Origin of the sequence: Comamonas brasiliensis (assembly GCF_018292285.1) — a bacterium.
Classification (GTDB): Bacteria; Pseudomonadota; Gammaproteobacteria; order Burkholderiales; family Burkholderiaceae_C; genus Comamonas; species Comamonas brasiliensis.
In genome coordinates, this window is record NZ_JAANES010000001.1 from 603,174 (window position 1) to 621,827 (window position 18,654).

Annotated in this window: 16 protein-coding genes; 12 read left to right on the forward strand and 4 right to left on the reverse strand. The window is 63.7% G+C overall.

All coding sequences use genetic code 11. The features are described 5' to 3' along the window. The first annotated feature begins 185 nt into the window (after nucleotides 1-185). Both egtD and egtB read left to right on the forward strand, forming a co-directional pair. Nucleotides 186-1,118, forward strand: coding sequence for an L-histidine N(alpha)-methyltransferase (gene egtD, locus DJFAAGMI_RS02735; RefSeq protein WP_249333981.1), 933 nt, complete (start codon nucleotides 186-188; stop codon nucleotides 1,116-1,118). Continuing rightward, nucleotides 1,105-2,421: an ergothioneine biosynthesis protein EgtB gene (gene egtB, locus DJFAAGMI_RS02740; RefSeq protein WP_211455840.1), complete on the forward strand. Its 1,317-nt coding sequence runs from the start codon at nucleotides 1,105-1,107 to the stop codon at nucleotides 2,419-2,421. Before egtD ends, egtB begins: the two co-directional genes overlap by 14 nt. A 27-nt stretch (nucleotides 2,422-2,448) precedes the next feature. Here egtB and DJFAAGMI_RS02745 read toward each other — a convergent pair whose 3' ends face one another. Then, complete coding sequence (locus DJFAAGMI_RS02745) at nucleotides 2,449-3,726, reverse strand: O-acetylhomoserine aminocarboxypropyltransferase/cysteine synthase family protein (protein WP_211455841.1); 1,278 nt, start codon at nucleotides 3,724-3,726, stop codon at nucleotides 2,449-2,451. A 189-nt stretch (nucleotides 3,727-3,915) separates the two neighbouring features. Between DJFAAGMI_RS02745 and DJFAAGMI_RS02750 the strand changes: the two genes are divergently transcribed. Then, nucleotides 3,916-5,112 carry a GGDEF domain-containing protein gene (locus tag DJFAAGMI_RS02750; RefSeq protein WP_211455842.1) on the forward strand — a complete coding sequence of 399 codons (1,197 nt, stop codon included), beginning with the start codon at nucleotides 3,916-3,918 and terminating at the stop codon, nucleotides 5,110-5,112. Between the two features lie 38 nt (nucleotides 5,113-5,150). On the opposite strand, the gene DJFAAGMI_RS02755 is transcribed toward DJFAAGMI_RS02750, so the two are convergent. The 3 genes from DJFAAGMI_RS02755 to DJFAAGMI_RS02765 form a co-directional block, all read right to left on the reverse strand. Continuing rightward, complete coding sequence (locus DJFAAGMI_RS02755) at nucleotides 5,151-5,795, reverse strand: 3'-5' exonuclease (RefSeq protein WP_043004412.1); 645 nt, start codon at nucleotides 5,793-5,795, stop codon at nucleotides 5,151-5,153. A gap of 134 nt (nucleotides 5,796-5,929) precedes the next feature. After that, nucleotides 5,930-6,712, reverse strand: coding sequence for an enoyl-CoA hydratase/isomerase family protein (locus DJFAAGMI_RS02760; RefSeq protein ID WP_211455843.1), 783 nt, complete (start codon nucleotides 6,710-6,712; stop codon nucleotides 5,930-5,932). Between the two features lie 187 nt (nucleotides 6,713-6,899). Next, complete coding sequence (locus DJFAAGMI_RS02765; RefSeq protein ID WP_211455844.1) at nucleotides 6,900-8,084, reverse strand: lipid-transfer protein; 1,185 nt, start codon at nucleotides 8,082-8,084, stop codon at nucleotides 6,900-6,902. Between the two features lie 107 nt (nucleotides 8,085-8,191). Here DJFAAGMI_RS02765 and DJFAAGMI_RS02770 point away from each other — a divergent pair, with 107 nt between their 5' ends. The 9 genes from DJFAAGMI_RS02770 to DJFAAGMI_RS02810 all read left to right on the forward strand — a co-directional run bounded on the left by DJFAAGMI_RS02770 (nucleotide 8,192) and on the right by DJFAAGMI_RS02810 (nucleotide 18,654). After that, nucleotides 8,192-9,205, forward strand: coding sequence for an AraC family transcriptional regulator (locus DJFAAGMI_RS02770; RefSeq protein WP_211455845.1), 1,014 nt, complete (start codon nucleotides 8,192-8,194; stop codon nucleotides 9,203-9,205). Between the two features lie 114 nt (nucleotides 9,206-9,319). Further along, nucleotides 9,320-9,979, forward strand: coding sequence for a TetR/AcrR family transcriptional regulator (locus DJFAAGMI_RS02775; RefSeq protein WP_211455846.1), 660 nt, complete (start codon nucleotides 9,320-9,322; stop codon nucleotides 9,977-9,979). Continuing rightward, complete coding sequence (locus tag DJFAAGMI_RS02780; RefSeq protein WP_211455847.1) at nucleotides 9,979-10,860, forward strand: SDR family oxidoreductase; 882 nt, start codon at nucleotides 9,979-9,981, stop codon at nucleotides 10,858-10,860. The genes DJFAAGMI_RS02775 and DJFAAGMI_RS02780 overlap by 1 nt, the downstream gene beginning before the upstream one ends. After that, complete coding sequence (locus tag DJFAAGMI_RS02785; RefSeq protein ID WP_211455848.1) at nucleotides 10,857-12,500, forward strand: acyl-CoA carboxylase subunit beta; 1,644 nt, start codon at nucleotides 10,857-10,859, stop codon at nucleotides 12,498-12,500. The genes DJFAAGMI_RS02780 and DJFAAGMI_RS02785 overlap by 4 nt, the downstream gene beginning before the upstream one ends. Before the next feature lie 53 nt (nucleotides 12,501-12,553). Continuing rightward, nucleotides 12,554-13,732, forward strand: a complete 1,179-nt coding sequence (locus DJFAAGMI_RS02790) for an acyl-CoA dehydrogenase family protein (RefSeq protein WP_043004419.1) — start codon at nucleotides 12,554-12,556, stop codon at nucleotides 13,730-13,732. A 10-nt stretch (nucleotides 13,733-13,742) separates the two neighbouring features. Continuing rightward, on the forward strand, nucleotides 13,743-14,576 hold the full coding sequence (locus DJFAAGMI_RS02795) for an enoyl-CoA hydratase/isomerase family protein (protein WP_211455849.1): 834 nt from the start codon (nucleotides 13,743-13,745) through the stop codon (nucleotides 14,574-14,576). Then, nucleotides 14,573-16,546 (forward strand): acetyl/propionyl/methylcrotonyl-CoA carboxylase subunit alpha, encoded by a 1,974-nt coding sequence (locus tag DJFAAGMI_RS02800; protein ID WP_211455850.1) that lies wholly within the window; start codon nucleotides 14,573-14,575, stop codon nucleotides 16,544-16,546. The genes DJFAAGMI_RS02795 and DJFAAGMI_RS02800 overlap by 4 nt, the downstream gene beginning before the upstream one ends. Next, on the forward strand, nucleotides 16,543-17,685 hold the full coding sequence (locus DJFAAGMI_RS02805) for an acyl-CoA dehydrogenase family protein (protein ID WP_211455851.1): 1,143 nt from the start codon (nucleotides 16,543-16,545) through the stop codon (nucleotides 17,683-17,685). The genes DJFAAGMI_RS02800 and DJFAAGMI_RS02805 overlap by 4 nt, the downstream gene beginning before the upstream one ends. Before the next feature lie 102 nt (nucleotides 17,686-17,787). Then, nucleotides 17,788-18,654: a beta-keto acid cleavage family enzyme gene (locus DJFAAGMI_RS02810; protein WP_211455852.1), complete on the forward strand. Its 867-nt coding sequence runs from the start codon at nucleotides 17,788-17,790 to the stop codon at nucleotides 18,652-18,654.

An 18,654-nucleotide genomic window follows, 5' to 3' on the forward strand; every position in this document is an offset into this window, starting at 1 on the left:
GGCTTTGAGCAGGCTTGGCAAGGATGGCGCGGGCAATGGCTGTGTCGCGCGATCAGCTCATCAGGAGAATCAGCATGCGCGCGATACCGGACAGGCAGGCAGCATCCATAGAGTCTTTGTCTCGCGCAGGGCGCATTCCCCTGCCTCTGGCCCCCTTGCCGAGGCTGTCAGGGCCGGGTGCTTCCATGCCGGCGCAATCCCCACGGGCCCAGTCCTGCGAGGAGCTGGCCCTGGGGCTCATGCAGCAGCAGGCCCAGATTTCCCCCAAGTTCCTCTATGACGCGCAGGGCTGTGCCCTGTTCGAGCAGATTACCCGGCTGCCCGAGTACTACCCGACAAGAACCGAGGCCGTCATCATGACCCGGTTCGAACCTGAAATAGCCGAGGCCATGGCGGGCTGCCAGGTGCTGATCGAGCTGGGGGCGGGCAATTGCGAAAAGGTCAGGCGCCTGTGCCGCAGCGTGGGGCCGCAGCAGTTTGTGGGAGTGGATATCGCGGTGGAGTTTCTGCAGGCCGCTGTGGCCAGGCTAGAGCAGGACTTTCCGCAACTCAGCGCACGCGCAGTAGCGGCCGATTTCACGGGCGACTGGCATTTGCCGCCCGGCGTGCCGCAGGCACGGCGCGAGCTGTTCTATCCGGGCTCCTCGATCGGCAACTTCGATACCCAGCAGGCGCTGCATATGCTGCGGCATATGCATTCGCTGGTGGCGGGCGACGGCGGGCTGCTGATCGGTATCGACCTGCCCAAGCCCGAGCCGGTGCTGGTCGCTGCTTACGACGACGAGCAGGGCGTCACGGCCGAATTCAATCTCAATGTGCTCCAGCATGTGAACCGCCTGCTGGGCAGCGATTTCGATCTTCAGGACTGGGCGCATGAGGCACGCTTCGACCGCCGGACATCGCGCATAGAGATGCATTTGCGCGCGCGCCGTCCCGTCATGGTGTGCTGGCCCCAGGGCCTGCGCCATTTCGCGCGGGGCGAGACCATCCATACCGAGAACAGCTACAAATACCCGCTGTCCGATTTCCTCGATCTGCTCGCTTGCGCGGGGTTTGTCCGGCCCAGGGTCTGGACCGATGAGCAGCAGTGGTTTGCCGTGATTCATGCCCATGCCTGAGGCCATGGCTGAGTCCTTTTCTGCGCCGCCCGTCGGCTGGGACTGGCCGGCGCTGGCGCAGCAGTTCGAACGGGTGAGAGCCTGTACGCAAAAGCTGGCAGCGCCCCTGTCGGCGGAAGACGCCTGCGTGCAATCCATGCCCGATGCGAGTCCTGCCAAATGGCATCTGGCCCATACCAGCTGGTTCTTCGAGACCTTTGTACTGGCCGTGCACCAGCTCGGACACAGGGCTTTCGACGAGAGTTTCCGCATGCTGTTCAACTCCTACTACCAGCAGGTGGGAGAACGCCATCCCAGAGCCCAGCGGGGCTTGCTGACCAGGCCGGCGCTGTCCCAGGTCATGGACTATCGCGCGGCGGTGGACGAGCAGATGCTGGCATTGCTGGCCTCCATGACAGCGCAAAGCCCGGAGACGCAGCAAGCCGTGGCCCAGCTCCTCATACTGGGCTTGCAGCACGAGCAGCAGCACCAGGAGCTGCTGCTCACCGACATCAAGCATTTGCTTTCCTGCCACCCGCAGTGGCCGGCCTATGCGCCGGATGGCCTGGAAGAGGCTGGTTTCGTGCCGGCGGCTGACGATCTGCGGTGGCAGCTGCTCGAGGCCGGCATCTACCGCATAGGCCATGAGGGCGGTGGCTTTGCGTTCGACAATGAAATGCCAAGCCACAAGGTTTACCTGCAAACTGCGCAGCTGGCGTCCAGGCCCGTGAACAATGGCGAGTTTCTGCGCTTTGTGCTGGACGGCGGCTACCGCCAGGCGCAATGGTGGCTGGCCGAAGGCTGGGACTGGTGCCAGGCACAGCAGCTGAGCCATCCCTGGTACTGGAGATGCATGGATTCGGCGGGCTGGCAGGAGTTCAGCCTGTATGGCGTGACGGCTCTGCATGCGCTGAGGCCTGTCTGCCATCTCTCCTACTTCGAGGCCGATGCCTATGCGCGCTGGGCCGGTGCACGCCTGCCCACGGAGATGGAGTGGGAGGCGGCGATGGGCAGGCAGGCATGGCCTGTGTCCCGCTTCGGCGAGCCTGGCAGTCTGCACCCCGAGGTCGCAGGTACAGGCGCGGGAGCCGCAATCGGCCAGGTCTGGGAGTGGACGCAGTCGTCCTATTCGGCCTACCCTGGCTTTCGCGTGGCCGAGGGGGCTGTGGGTGAGTACAACGGCAAGTTTATGGTCAACCAGTACGTGCTGCGCGGAGGCTCCTGCCTCACGCCTGCCGGCCATGCGCGGCTGACCTATCGCAATTTCTTTCCTTCAACGGCTCGCTGGCAGATGACGGGACTGCGCCTGGCGCGCGATGTGTGAAGTCGCGCGCCAGAGTGGGAAGCCGCTTCAGACCTGTTCGAGTGCCTGGTTCAGGTCGGCCAGCAGATCGTCAATATGCTCGATGCCCACCGACAGGCGCACCATGCCTTCGGTCACGCCGGCCTTGGCCAGCTCATCGGGATCCAGCTGGCGGTGGGTGGTTGAGGCGGGGTGGGTGGCCAGCGACTTGGCATCGCCGATATTGACCAGGCGCGTGAACAGCTGCAGCGCATCCAGGAAACGCGCACCGGCCGCACGGCCTTCGCTGCCCTTGAGGCTGAACGACAGAATGCCCGAAGCACGGCCGCCAGACTGCTTTTGCACGATGGCGTGGTCGGGGTGATCCTTGAGTCCGGCATAGCGCACCCATTCCACTTTGGGGTGTTGCTGCAGGGTTTCGGCAATCTTCTGCGTGTTTTCGCAGATGCGGTCCATGCGCAGGGCCAGGGTTTCAATGCCTTGCAGGATCTGGAAGGCGTTCTGCGGCGAGATGGCGGCGCCCATATTGCGCAGCGGCACGACGCGAGCGCGGCCGATGAAGGCGGCGGGGCCTAGCGCTTCGGTGTAGACCACGCCGTGATAGCTGACGTCGGGCTCGTTCAGGCGCTTGAAGCGCGCCTTGTGCTCGGCCCAGGGGAACTTGCCGCTGTCCACGATCGCCCCGCCCACACTGGTGCCGTGGCCGCCCAGGTATTTGGTCAGCGAGTGCACCACGATGTCTGCGCCATGTTCGAACGGGCGCAGCAGATAGGGAGAGGGCACGGTGTTGTCGACAATCAGTGGCACGCCATGTCGGTGTGCCACATCGGCCAGCGCACGGATATCGGTCACATTGCCAAGCGGGTTGCCGATGGATTCGATGAATATCGCCTTGGTCCTGGCGTCGATCAGCTTGCCGAAGCTGGCCGGATCGCGTGGATCGGCAAAGCGCACCTCGATGCCTTGCTGCGGGAAGGTGTGGGAAAACAGGTTGTAGGTGCCGCCATAAAGCGTGCTGGCCGACACGATGTTGTCACCCGTTTCGGCCAGAGTCTGGATCGCGGCGGTGATGGCGGCCATGCCCGATGCCAGGGCCAGTGCGGCAATGCCGCCTTCCAGGGCCGCGACGCGCTTTTCCAGCACGTCGGTGGTGGGGTTCATGATGCGCGTGTAGATATTGCCCGGGACCTTCAGATCAAACAGGTCGGCACCATGCTGGGCACTGTCAAATGCGTAGGCTACCGTCTGGTAGATGGGAACGGCCACAGCCTTGGTGGTGGGATCGGGGGAATAGCCGGCATGTACGGCCAGTGTCTCTAAGCGCATATATGTGTCTCTTTGGCAAGTTATTCGAAGGCCGCAGCCCGGGCTTTGGCATCATTGATTATGGGCAGGTCGTGGACTCAGGAGAACGACCTAATGGCTATGTGCTTATGCCGCAGTGAAAGCCGGAGATACTTCTCGCCGGAGAATGGATGACGTTGAATTCACAGTTTCCTGCGCGGAGAACCAAAATTGGGCCAGCCTGCAGATTTGTACTTTGCCTTGATCGCGCCGGCTTGCGTGATGCTGTTCGGGTTTGCCTTGCTGGCTTGCTGGTATGTGCAGCGCCGGCAGCCGCGTGCCTTGTTTCTGCTCTGGCTGGTGGGCGGCTATGTGTTGCTCGCGACGGCTCTGGCTGCGCAAAGTCTGATGAGCAATGCGCAGCTGAGCCAGTTTGCCATGGCCACGGCATGTCTGTATCTGCTCGGTACCTGGTCGCTGGCGCAAGGGGTTTCCCTTAGGCTGGGGTCTGCAGGGGCGAGTGTGCCCGGCGGCATTCTGATCGCTGTCGTCGCCCTGTCCGTGCTGTTCTACTTTTCCCGGATCGAGAACAACTTGTGGGTCCGCGTGCAATGTCTGGCGCTGGCGATGGCGCTGCAGCTGACCCTGGCCATACCGGCCTTTCTCAGGGCCGATTCCTCAAAGGACTGGCTGGAGCGCGGAGTGCGCTGGGCCTATGGGCTCAATGTCTGCAATGCCTTGTTTCGGCCGGCGGCGGTCAGCCTGTTGCCTGTGCATGAAGTGCAGGAGCTCACCCGGTCCGGATACTGGCTGCTTACCCAGGCCATAGCGCTTCTGTTTGCAATGTGGTTTGCCGTAGGACTGCTGGCCTGCTCGGTCAGGGATGTGATGACGACATTGCGCGAAGAGCGTAACCGGGACTCTTTGACGCGCCTGCTCAACCGTCGCGCTTTCATGGAGGCCGCAGATTCGCGCCTGGCCGATCAGCGGCTGGTGCCCTGGGCCGTGGTCGCCGTGGACATCGATCATTTCAAGTACATCAACGACAACTGGGGCCACGCAGCTGGCGATCAGGTGCTGCAGCAGCTGGCGCAGCTGCTGACTCAGCAGGTCAGAAACTGTGACCTGGTTGCCCGCTTCGGCGGAGAGGAGTTCGTCTTGCTGCTATCGCGAGTACAACTGTTCGAAGCACAAGCCATTGTGGAGCGTGTGCGTGAGCGCTTGCAAAGCCATGAGCTAGGAGGGTTGCCTGCGCAACTGAGGGTGACAGCCAGTTTTGGCATTGCTGCACTCAGTTCCGCGCAGGATTTCGAGCAGGCACTGGCCCAGGCCGATGCGCTGCTCTACCAGGCCAAGAAGGCGGGACGGGATTGCGTCATGAGCTCTGCGCAAGACGAGAGCCAGCCGCAATGGAGAATGATTGCCTGAATCCCGCCATCGGGCCCAGATCCCATGGCGCTTGGCCTTCAGGACCTCGGACTTCTGGGGGCGCGCCTTGGAAGGACGGGAAGGGCGCTTTCCCAGGCGGGCAGGTGCGCATAGATCACGGCCGGGGCATGGGCGTCATTGGCGGCATAGCGTCGCTGGGCTGGGCTGAGTTCGGCGGCGGCCCAGTTGGAGGTGGTGGTGCGCTTGGACTTGCGAAAGCTCTGCTGGAGTACCAGCGCTGCGGCGGCACGCACGCCCACCGATGGGCCATAGCCGAGCCGCTTGAAGCGGCTGTCCAGATCCTGAATATTGATCAGCGGCGCTCCCAGTCTGCGGGGCAGGGAGTGTTTATCGTTATCGAGCCCGAAGCCGACCTTGCAGATATGTTCTGCAGCCAGCACCATGCGCGACACTTCCAGAGCCATGGGCCTGTGCAGCTGCAGCAGCCAGACCTGGCTGGCCGTGGCGAGCTGCACCAGATGAGGGCCGTTATCCTGCTGGCCGATATTGAAGATGGGTTTGCTTTCCGTGTCAAAGCCGAGCACAGGCTCGGCATTCATGGCCTTGAAGGCGGCTTCGAATTCGGCTTCGGACTGCGGAAGGTGGATTGCATGTTCGGGCAATTCCAGAAACGGGGGGAGCAGGGCACTTTCGTCCTTGCTGGGAGCAATCAATCGGGGCATGCCGGTGATTACACACCAGCTTCGTGCTTATCCCCAGAACATGTGGTCTGGCCTGTGGGTAAATATCGGAATAAATGCGCAAAGCCTTGACTGGCAAGGCTTTGCCTGATGTGCCTAAAAAATAGGCGGCCGATTCAGCGGCGCTGAAACACGGGCCTGCGCTTTTGCAGGAAGGCAGTCACGCCTTCGAGACTGTTACCGGAGCGGGCGCAGGCCAGCATGGCTTCGCGCTCGGCCCCCAGTTGCTGCTGAAGATCCTGCCGATGTGCCGAATCACAGAGATTCTTGATGCCCGCCAGGGAATTGGTGGGGCCGCCCGCAAGTTCCTCGGCCAGCGCGGTTGCCGCTGCCAGCAGCTGTTCGGGCTCGTGCAGCTCGTCGACCAGGCCCATGCGCAGACAGTCCTCGGCGGCGATGGTGCGGTTGCTCATCAGAATGTATTTGGCCTTGGCTGCACCTGCACGGTGGGTGAGATAGCCCGATACGCCCAGATCGGGGCTCAGGCCGATGGCCGAATAGCCTCCGCGCAAGAACATGTGACGGCTGGCCAGTACCAGGTCCGCACACAGCGCGAGCCCGATGCCGCCGCCTCCGACAGGGCCTTGAACGGCACTGATGACTGGCAACGGCAGGCTGGCCAGCTGATGCATGACAGGATTGAGTACATCCAGCATGGCACCGATCAGCGGTGCCAGCCGCTCGCGATGTTCGCCAAACTCGCTGATGTCACCTCCGACGCAGAACTGTTTGCCGCGTGCGGAAATGAGCAGGGCACCGATATCTGCGTTGCAGGCCTTCTCCACCACCGCCTTCAGGTCGTGTGCCATGGCCGTGCCGATCACGTTGCCCCGCTCGGGCTGGTTCAGAACCAGATGACCTACGCCGTTGCGAACTTTCCAGAGAACCAGATCAGACATCAGGCGACCTTTCTTTCAAATGCAGTCCATAAGATGGCATAAGACGGCTCTTGGCGTCTTGCGGATCTGGACAATGTGGGTGAATCGACGAGGCTGGAAGAGCACATGCGCTGCTTTCGGCCAAGGCAGCATGCAGTGGCATACAGCCCATGCTTAGTCCTTGTCTTGCCGGTCATACCAGCGTTCCTCAGACACGCTCATACAGAGTGACCACGCAGGCGCCGCCCAGGCCCAGGTTGTGCTGCAGGGCCAGGCGTGCCTCTGGTACCTGGCGTTGATCGGCCTTGCCGCGCAGCTGCTGGACCAGCTCGGTGCACTGAGCCAGACCCGTGGCACCCAGCGGATGACCCTTGGAGAGCAGACCCCCCGAAGGATTGGTGACGAATTTTCCCCCGTAGGTGTTGTCGCCATCGAGCACAAACTTTTCTGCACCGCCGACGGGGCACAGCCCCAGAGCCTCGTAGGTCAGCAGCTCATTGTGGGCAAAGCAGTCGTGCAGCTCCACCACATCCACATCCGAAGGGTCGATGCCGGCTTGCTCATAGACTTGCCGGGCCGCATTGCGGGCCATGCTGAAGCCCACCACTTCGCGCATGTCCCGGGCGCCAAAGGTTTCGGGGCCGTCGGTGGTCATGGACTGGGCACGAATGCGCACGCTATGGTCCAGTCCGTGCCTGCGTGCATAGGCCTCGGACACTACGATGGCGGCCGCCGCGCCGCAGGTCGGCGGGCAGGCCATGAGGCGGGTCATCACGCCTTGCCACATCATGGGCGCGGCCATGACTTCCTCCTCCGACACCTCGGTGCGAAACAGCGCCAGTGGATTGCGTGCCGCATGGCGGCTGGCTTTGGCACGAATCTTGGCAAATGTGGACAGCTTGGTGCCGTACTGCTCCATGTGGGCCTTGCCTGCTCCGCCGAAATAACGCAGCGCCAGAGGCACTTCGGCGTTGCCGACCAGTGCGTCCGTGGCTTCATCGAAGCGGTCAAACGGGCTGGGGCGGTCGCTGTAAACCGAGCCCAGTGCGCCAGGATTCATCTGCTCGAAACCCAGGGCCAGCACGCAGTCGGCAGCGCCGCTGGCGACGGCCTGGCGTGCGAGGAACAGCGCCGTGGAGCCGGTGGAGCAGTTGTTGTTGACGTTGACAATGGGAATGCCGCTCATCCCCACCTCGTACAGCGCGCGCTGGCCGGCAGTGGAGTCTCCGTACACATAGCCCACATAGGCCTGCTGCACCGAGGCATAGGAAATGCCGGCATCGGCAAGCGCCAGTTGTGTCGCGGTGGAGCCCATCTGGAAATAGGGATCGCTCCTGCCCGGCTTTGCAAAGGGAATCATGCCGACACCGGCAACAAACACATCGCGACTCATGGGTGCTCCTGCAAGGGGTTGGGACCTTATGCATGCTAGGAAAACCTCTTGCTTTTGCCCATGGCGGAGTACATCGTCGGCATGTCAAAAGACCTCATGTTGATCTGATGAAGACCCTTAAGAACATTCCCTATACCGTGTCGATGGAGCTGGTGCGGGGGATCGTGCAGTCCATCGCGCGCAAAGGATATGCGCCGGAGCCCTTTCTTCTGCAGGCCGGCATAGCACCCCAGCTGCTGGAACAGCCGGGAGCGCGTGTCAGCTCGGATCAATACATTGCATTGATGTGGCGCGTGATCTCGGCGCTCAACGACGAGGCGCTGGGCCTGTTCTCGCGCCCGCTCAAGCGCGGCAGTCTGGAGCTGATCGCGCGCGTGGCATCTGCAGAGCAGACGGTTGAGGGGGCTCTGGAGCGCATGTGCGAAGTCCACAACCTGCTGCAGGACGATGTGGAAGTGAGTCTGCTGGTCAGCGCCGGTGAGGCCGCCATCTGCGTGCGTTCCTTGAGCAACCAGCCTGCCGCCAACTTTCTGTACGAGTACCTGCTGCGCATTCTGTGGCGTATTGCTTCCTGGTTGATGGGGGGCGGGCTCAAGGTGCGACAGTTTGACTTTGCGTTTGCGCAGCCCGATTACGTCAGGGATTACGGGGAGGCCTTCCCCGCCCCCATGCGCTTCGGACAGGCAGTGGCGGCGTTCTGGTTTGAGGCCGGCTTGCTGCGGCGTGTATGCCGGCGCGACGAGAGCGCGCTGCGCAGCTTTGTCGCGAGCTGGCCTGCGGCAGCCGTCATCCCGGCGCGTGCCGGCAATGGCGTTGCGACTCTGGTGCATGCGCACCTGCAGCAAAGCCGACCGCTCTGGGTGGGGCTGGAGGCCACGGCAGCGGCGCTGCATATGTCGGCCCCTACCTTGCAGCGCAAGCTGAGTGCTGCAGGCACCTCGTTTCAGGCTATCAAGGATGGATTGCGCCGCGATATCGCCATCTCCCGTCTGGGTACCAGCACGGTCAGCTTTGCCACGCTGGCGGCAGATCTGGGCTTTGCGGATGCGGCCGCGTTCCAGCGCGCCTTCAAAGGCTGGACCGGGAGCCCGCCGGGTCTTTACCGGGTCAGAGCAGTCTAGAAATCGGTCTTCGGGTGCACTCGGGGTGGCTCGTTCGAGCTGCGGAAAACCCTTGCGTGAAAGTCCCAGATATTTTTGCCAATCAAGTGATTGGTAAAAATAAAAGACGCCGATATGCTGCATCTCATGCAAGCAGTTCATGAAGAAATTCCGACCGTCAAACGCGGACGCGGCAGGCCGCCCAAGTCCACCGAGGAACGCAATGAGAGCACGCGCCGCAGCGAGCTGGTGCGTGTCGCCGCCAGGCAGTTTCGCCTGCGCGGCTTTCACGGCAGCAGCACCCGCGACATCGCTGCTGCCGCAGGCATGCAACCGGGGTCCATCTTTTACTTTTTTGAGAGCAAGGAAGCAATGCTGCACGCGGTGATGCAGGATGGTATGGCCCAGGCTGCGGAGAGCCAGAACGCCGCGCTGCAAGCGCTGGGGGCACGCGCCAATGGCGTGGAACGACTGCGCGCTCTGGTGCGCAACCACCTGCAGGTCATGGTGGGCGGCGAGAGCGACTTCATTCCAGTGATGCTCTATGAATGGCGCTTGCTCAGCGATGCGCAGCGCATGGATGTCAGCGCACAAAAGGATGCCTACGAAGCGCAATGGATGCCCGTGCTGCAGGCGCTGCATCGCACGGGCAAGCTCAAGGCCCGTCCCGAAATCGCGCGACTGCTGATCTTCGGCGCACTGAACTGGACCGCACAGTGGTATTCCGAGGGCGGCAGCCTGAGCCTGGATGCGCTGACCGATCAATCTCTGGCCTTGTTCATTGGAGAGAGCTGATGTACCAATCCGTTTTTCGCCCTGCGCTGTTTGCCGGGCAAGTGGTTGTGGTGACCGGTGGCGGCTCGGGCATAGGCCGCTGCATAGCGCATGAGCTGGCTGCGCTGGGCGCACATGTGGCCCTAGTGGGGCGAAATGCGCAAAAGCTGCGCAGCGTGCAGGACGAACTGGCGCAGCAGGGAGCGCAAGCCAGCAGTCACAGCTGCGATATCCGCGACGAGGCGGCAGTCAAGGCGGTGGTCGAAGAGATCCTGACCCGGCACGGGCGTATCGACGCCTTGGTCAACAACGCGGGCGGACAGTATCTCTCGCCGCTTGCGTCCATCAGCGCCAAGGGCTGGCAGGCGGTGCTGGACACCAATCTCACCGGCGGCTTTCTCATGGCGCGCGAATGCTATGCACAGCACATGGCGCGGCAGGGTGGCTCCATCGTCAACATGGTGGCCGACATGTGGGGCTCCATGCCGGGCATGGGACATAGCGGCGCTGCGCGGGCGGGCATGGTCAGCTTCACCGAAACCGCTGCCGTGGAATGGGCTGCGCAGGGTGTGCGCGTCAATGCCATCGCGCCGGGCTACATAGCCTCCAGCGGCATGGACCACTACCCGCCCGAGGCTGCAGCCATGTTGCGCAAGATGCCGGCAACCGTGCCAGCAGGGCGCTTTGGCAACGAGGCCGAAGTCTCCGCCGCCGTGGTCTTTCTGCTCAGTCCGGCGGCCAGCTTCATCAGCGGAACGGTTTTGCGGGTCGACGGCGCCCGTCCTCAGGTGCGCTTGGGCATGGGGCCGGTGGCTGCCAGCGCCGAAGCGCAGCAGCGCGGCGCAGTGCGTGCATTTGACGGCTTTTCTCTCTACCAGACTCCCAAGGTGTTTCAGTCATGAGCGTCTTTGCATCCCAATGGAATGCCGGTGGCGAGCTGGCGCAGCAGCGCCGGGCAGCCACGATGGGCCGCATCGCCGCATTGCGTGAGCTTGAGCAGCGGGCGGCTCTGGCATCGCAGCGGGCCAAGCCGCAGTTTGAAAAACGTGGCCAGCTGCTGCCGAGAGAGCGAGTGGCGCTGCTGCTGGATGCTGGCAGGCCATGGCTGCCGCTGTGCACGCTGGCGGGCTTCATGCTGGACCAGGACGACCCGGCCAAGTCGGTTCCCGGAGGCGGAATGCTGGCGGGCATCGGTTTTGTCAGCGGTGTGCGTTGCATGGTGGTGGCCAGCGACTCGGGCATCGAGGCCGGGGCCATCCAGGAAAAAGGCCTGGACAAGATGCTGCGCGTGCAGGAGATCGCGTTGCAGAACAGGCTGCCCTTCATCCATCTGGTAGAGAGCGCGGGTGCCAATCTCATGCGCTACCGCGTCGAGGGCTTTGTGATGGGTGGCGCCTTGTTTCGCAACCTGGCGCGGTTGTCCGCGGCAGGTCTGCCGGTCATCACCGTGCAGCACGGCTCGGGAACGGCCGGCGGGGCCTATATGCCCGGGTTGTCGGACGTGGTCATCATGGTGCGCGGTCGCTCGCGTGCCTTTCTGGCCGGGCCGCCCCTGCTCAAGGCGGCGACCGGCGAGATCGCGACCGAGGAAGAACTGGGCGGTGCCGAAATGCATACCAGTATCTCGGGGCTGGGCGAGTATCTGGCGGAGGACGACCGCCATGCCCTGGGCCTGGCACGCACCGTGGTGTCTCAGTTATCTTCATGGAAGACGCCTGAAACGGTTGATGCATATACGAGTAAAGCTATTAATTCAGGAGTTTCGGAGCCGCGTTATGACGCCGATGAACTGCTGGGGTTGATGCCGGCACACCACCGCGAGCCGGTGGATATGCATGAGGTCATGGCGCGGCTGGTGGATGGCTCCGAGCTGTTGCTGTTCAAGTCCGGCTATGGAGCCGCCACGCTCTGTGCGCAGGCGCATATCGGAGGCCACGCCGTGGGCCTGATCTCCAACAACGGCCCCATCGATGTGGCAGGTGCCAGCAAGGCCGCGCACTTCATTCAATGGATGTGCCAACTGGGCCACCCCATCATCTATCTGCAGAACACCACAGGCTATATGGTGGGCAAGGACAGCGAGCAGGCCGGCATGATCAAGCACGGCAGCAAGATGATTCAGGCCGTGACCAACGCCACCGTGCCGCAGATCACCATCCAGTGCGGCGCCAGCTTCGGTGCGGGCAACTACGGCATGTGCGGCCGAGGCTATGCGCCGCGCTTTCTTTTCAGCTGGCCCGGTGCCAAGACGGCGGTGATGGGGGGCGAGCAGGCAGCCAGCACCATGCGTCAGGTCACCGAGGCCGCCATGGCACGTAAAGGCTTGCCGATCGATGCCGAGCAGATGCAGAAGCAGTACGACCAGATCGTGGCCATGTTCGAAGCCCAGGCCGATGCGCTGGTCACCAGCGGCTTGCTGCTGGACGACGGTGTGATCGATCCGCGCGACACGCGCGCAGTGCTCTCGTTCTGCCTGCAGACCTTGCACGAAGCGCAGCAGCGAACGGTGCGCCCCATGCAGTTCGGGGTCGCACGCATGTAGTGCCGCGCCTCTTTCCCCCATTTCTTCCAAATAGAACTCGACGGAGACAAGCCATGCAATGGACCCATGAACATCTGGAAGTGCGCAAGACCCTCAAGCGCTATATCGACGAGAAGATCAATCCCTATGTCGACGCATGGGAGGAAGAGGAAATCTTTCCAGCACACCAGGTCTTCAAGGGGCTGGGCGATCTGGGCCTGCTGGGCCTGACCAAGCCCGAAGCCTATGGCGGCTCGGGGCTGGACTATTCCTACAGCCTGATGATGGCCGAGACTCTGGGCCATATCCGCTGCGGCGGCGTGCCCATGGCGATTGGCGTGCAGACCGATATGTGCACGCCCGCGCTGGCACGCTTTGGCAGTGATGGATTGCGTGAGCAGTTCCTGGCTCCCGCCATCGCGGGCGAGATGGTGGGCTGCATAGGCGTGAGCGAGCCCGGCGCGGGCAGCGATGTCTCGGGCATCAAAAGCCATGCTCGCAAGGATGGCGACGACTACGTCATCAGCGGCCAGAAGATGTGGATCACCAACAGCATTCAGGCGGACTGGATGTGCATGCTGGTCAACACCAGCGAGGGACCGGTGCACAAGAACAAGAGTCTCATCATGGTGCCGCTGCGCGAGGGGCCGCGTGGCAAGCTGACCAAGGGCGTGGAAGTGGCGCAGAAGCTGCGCAAGATCGGCATGAATTCCTCGGACACGGGCCTGCTGTTCTTTGACGAGGTGCGCGTGCCGCAGCGCTATCTGGTGGGACAGGAGGGTCAGGGCTTCATCTATCAGATGCAGCAGTTCCAGGAGGAACGGCTCTGGGCCTCGGCCAGCGGCCTGCTCGCCATGGAGGACTGCATTCAGCAGACCATAGAGTGGGCACAGCAGCGACAGATGTTCGGCAGCACCCTGATCGATCAGCAATGGGTGCAGTTCAAGCTGGCCGAGCTGCAGACCGAAGTCGAGGCGCTGCGCGCGCTGACCTACCGTGCCGCCCAGATGTATATGGCGGGCCAGGATGCGCTGCAGCTGGCCAGCATGGCCAAGCTGAAGTCGGGGCGGCTGACGCGCGAAGTGGCCGACACCTGTCTGCAGTTCTGGGGCGGCATGGGCTTTACGTGGGACAACCGCGTCTCGCGCCTTTACCGCGACGGGCGTCTGGGCTCGATAGGCGGCGGTGCCGACGAGGTCATGCTGGGCATCATCGGCAAGACCATGGGGCTGATCAAGCGCCAGGCACACTGAGGAGCGGCGCATGACTCAGGTGCTTGAAATCGAACGCCTGCCCTTGGGCAACGGCTTTGTGGAATGGTGGCGGCTGAACTCGCCGCAAACCCGCAATGCGCTGACTGACGAGCTGGTGCAGGCCTTGCGCGAACAGGCCACAAGAGCGCAGAAGGATGCGCAACTGCGCGTGGTGGTGCTGTGCGGCACGGGCGGGCATTTCTGTGCCGGAGGCAGCCTGGGCGGCTTTGCCAGCAGCATAGGCTCGCCGCTGCCTGCGGGGGCGCAGGACCCGCTGGTTCAGGTCAACCGCGAGTTTGGTCAGCTGCTGCAGCAACTCGCAGAGCTGCCCCAGCTGCTGATCGCTGCCGTGCAGGGCGCGGCCATGGGCGGCGGTGTGGGGCTGGTCTGCGTGGCCGACTGGGTGGTAGCGGATCAGCAGGCCGTCTTTGCGACGCCCGAGGTGACGCTGGGCATCGTGCCCGCGCAGATTGCGCCGTTTGTGCTGCGCAGGCTGGGCGACGGCTTGGCGCGCCAATGGCTGCTGGGCGGCCAGCGCTGGACCGCAAGTCAGGCACAGCAGGCAGGCCTGGTTCAGGCCGTGATCCAGGCCGCAGACGCTGTTCACTGGCAGAGCCAGCTGCAGCAGCAGATCGAGATCTGCGCCCAGGCCGCACCGCAGGCGGTGGCAGCCACCAAGAAGCTGCTGGCAGCCATTGGGGGGCAAAGTCTGGATGCATCGCTGAACCAGGGCGCGCAGGCCTTTGCCAGTGCGCTGCGCAGCGCTGAAGCGGGGGCAGGGCTCAAGGCCTTTTCCAGCAAGCAGCCCGCTCCCTGGACCTGCAAGGCAGGAGGTGCATCATGAAGCGCATTCTGATTGCCAATCGTGGCGAGATTGCGCTGCGCATCATGGCCACGGCCAGGCGCATGGGCATCGAGACTGTGGCGGTGTATTCGGATGCGGATGCGCAAAGCCTCCATGTGCAACAGTCCACGCAGGCCTATGCACTGGGCGGGCTGACATCGGCCCAGAGCTATCTGGACATGCACAAGCTGCTGGAAGCCGCCAGGGCGACAGGGGCCGATGGCGTACACCCCGGCTACGGATTTCTCAGCGAGGATGCGGGCTTTGCCCAGGCCGTTCAGCAAGCGGGCCTGATCTGGATTGGCCCGCCGCCGGCGGCGATCCGGCAGCTCGGCAGCAAGGCCGCCGCCAAGCAACTGGCCAAGGCCCATGGCGTGCCCTGTCTGCCGGGCTACGAAGGTGACGACCAGAGCGATGCGCGCTTTGCCGACGAAGCAGCCATGATTGGCTACCCTGTCATGGTCAAGGCCGTGGCCGGTGGCGGCGGGCGCGGCATGCGGCTGGTGGAAAGTGCCCAGCAGCTGCATGCCGCTCTGAACAGCGCACGTTCCGAAGCCCTGGCTGGCTTTGGCAATGGTGACTTGCTGGTGGAGCGTGCCGTCATGCACCCGCGCCATGTGGAAGTGCAGGTGTTTGCGGACGGGCATGGCCATGTGATTCATCTGGGGGAGCGCGACTGCTCGGTTCAGCGCCGCCACCAGAAGATCATCGAGGAAGCCCCCAGTCCGGCTGTCAGTGCCGAGCAGCGCGAGCACATGGGCAGCTGCGCCGTGGCCCTGGCCAAGGCCGCAGGTTATGTGGGGGCAGGTACGGTGGAATTCCTGGTTGAAGGCCGGCAGTTCTATCTGATGGAGATGAATACCAGACTGCAGGTCGAGCATCCTGTGACCGAGGCATTGACGGGCCTTGATCTGGTCGAGTGGCAGATTCGCGTGGCGCGCGGCGAAGCCTTGCCGCTGACACAGCAGCAGGTTCGGCTCGACGGCCATGCCATCGAGGTGCGGCTGTGCGCCGAAGACGAGAACTTTCAACCCCATACCGGCGTGGTGCGGCATTTCTCGGCACCCGAGGCCGCCGTCTTCAGTCGCGCGCCGCTGCGCTTTGACCACGCGTTGCACACCGGCAGCGAAGTCACTCCCTATTACGACGCCATGCTGGGCAAGCTGATCGTCCATGCGCCAACGCGCGAGCAAGCCATCGACCGGCTGATTCATGCGCTGGGCAGCCTCTCGGTGCTGGGCTTGCCGACCAATCGCGCCTTTCTGATTGAGTGCCTGAACGACGAGGTGTTCAGGCGGGGCCAGGCTCTGATCTCCTATCTGGCGGGCGATGCGCCACGCTTGCAGCAGCTGCTGCGGGACAAGGAGGTTCTGGCACACCAGCACTGGGGAGCGCTGTGCGCCGTGGGCCAAAGGCCGGGGCCGCTGGCCTGCAGCTATGCCCAGTTGCGCAAGCTGCAGCACCGGGGCCGGACGCAGGAGCTGATGCTGCGGCCCGAGACCGCAGACAGCTGGCTGCTGCAGCGGCACGACGCCGAGCCTGCGCTGCTGCAGGTCGACGAGTTGCTGGCCCATGGCTGGCGAGCGAGAGCTGCGGGCCTGAGCCAGACCGTGCATGCCGTGGAGCTGCCCGCCGGGCAGGGCGGGGCGCGCTGGCATCTGCAGGCGGGCGATGTGGACTGGTGGGTCGAAGATGCAAGCTATGCCCCGCCGGAGAATGCTGCGGCAGCGGGCCAGACCGCAGAGCTGCGCGCCCCGTTCAACGGCCGGGTGGTGCAACTGGGCGTGCAGGACGGGCAGGTGCTGAAGGCCGGCGATGTGGTCGTGGTCATTGAGTCCATGAAGCTGGAGCACAGCCTGAGTGTGAGGGCCGACTGCCGCGTGGAGGCCGTGCTGGTCCATGCCGGCCAGCAGGTGGCGCCAGGCCAGGTGCTGCTGAAACTGGTGCCCATGCCTGGAGGACCCACATGACGGATGCCGCCGAACGCGAAATGCTCTATGACCTGGTGCGCCGCTTCGCGCGCGAGCATATCGCTCCCCATGTCACGACCTGGGACGAGGCCGGCGAGTTCTCGCGCCAGCTCTATCTCCAGGCCGCCGAGCTGGGGCTGCTGGGCATCGGCTACCCCGAGGAGCTCGGCGGTACCGCGGCTACGCACAGCCTGCGCGCCGCCCTGTGGCTGGCACTGTGCCGCCACGGCGGCAGCGGCGGCGTGCTGGCCAGCCTGTTGTCGCACAACATCGGCCTGCCGCCCGTGGTGGCTCTGGGCAGCGATGCGCTCAAGCAGCAGGTGGTGCCCGATGTGCTGGCAGGCCGCAAGATCGCGGCGCTGGCGATTACCGAACCCGGCGGCGGATCGGACGTGGCGGCGCTGCGCACCCGGGCCAGGCGCGAGGGCGACGAGTATGTGATCGAGGGCGAGAAGACCTTCATCACCTCGGGCATGCGTGCCGACTGGATCACGGTAGCGGTGCGCACGGGCGAGGAAAGAGGTGCTTCCGGCATCTCCCTGATCCTGTTGCCCGGCGACAGCGCGGGACTGCGCCGCAGCCAATTGCACAAGATGGGCTGGCAATGCTCGGACACGGCCCATCTGTTCTTTGACGGCGTGCGCGTGCCTGCCAGTCATCTGCTCGGGGCCGAGGGCGAGGGCTTTCGCGCCATCATGCACAACTTCAACGGCGAGCGCCTGGGCATTGCCTGCGCTGCGCTGGGCTTTGCCCAGGCCTGCCATGACGAGGCGCTGGCCTGGGCGCAACAGCGCCAGACCTTTGGCGTGACGCTCAACCAGCATCAGGTCATACGGCACAAGCTGGTGGACATGCAGCAGCGCCTGCGCAGCACTGAAGCATGGATCAACGCAGTCTGCGCACGTGCCGATGGCGGCGATAGCGGGGCGGACTGGGTGGGCGAGGTCTGTGTGCTCAAGAACCAGGCCACCCAGACCATGCAGTTCTGCGCCGACACGGCGGTGCAGATTCTGGGCGGTATGGGCTTTATGCGCGGCACGCTGAGCGAGCGCATTTACCGCGAAGTCAAGGTGCTGACGATTGGCGGCGGCACCGAAGAAATCATGAAAGAGCTTGCCGCACGCCAGTGGCGTATCTAGCGCGGCTGTCGCAGCGGCGGCCGTCGTTGTCGGGAAACTTGAGCGAAATCAGCCTGAAACGCTTATTCGTAAAGCGTTGTCAGCTTCTATTTAAGGAGCGATATGTCCGATAAAGCCATTATTACCTGTTCCATCACCGGGGTGCTGACCGACCCGAATCAGCATCATGTGCCTGTGACGCCAGAGCAACTGGCGCAGGAAGCACGCCGAGCCTATGACGCTGGGGCGTCCGTGGTGCATGTGCACTTCAGGCGCCAGGAAGAGGGCAAGGGGCATCTGCCCAGCTGGGACCCGGCAGTGGCCAGGGCTTGCGTGGATGCCATGCGTGCAGCCTGCCCCGAGCTGATCATCAATCAGACCACCGGCGTGGTCGGCCCCGACTACCAGGGGCCGCTGGACTGTCTGCGTGCCACGCGACCCGAGATGGCGGCCTGCAATGCAGGCTCGCTCAACTATCTCAAAACCCGCAGCAACGGAAGCTGGGCCTGGCCGCCCATGCTGTTCGACAATCAGCCCGCCAAGGTGCAGGACTTTCTCGATGTGATGGCCGAGACCCGCACGCTGCCCGAGTTCGAGTGCTTTGACGTGGGCATCGTGCGCTGCGTGGGCATGTATGTGGAAACCGGCATGTATCAGGGCCTGCCCGAATACAACTTCGTGATGGGTGTGGAGTCCGGTATGCCGGCCGACCCCGATCTGCTGCCCATACTGCTCAGGCTCAAGATCAAGGATGCGCCCTGGCAGACCACGCTGATCGGGCGCAGCGAGATCTGGCCCACCCATCTGCGCACGGCCGAGCTCGGCGGACATCTGCGCAGCGGACTGGAAGACACTTTCTATCTGCCCGACGGCAGCAAGGTCGCATCCAACGCTCCGCTGATCGAGCAGCTGGCGCGCTATGCGCGTGATGTGGGGCGTGAAGTCGCCACTCCCAGGGAAGCCAGGCAGATGCTGCATCTTGCAGCCTGA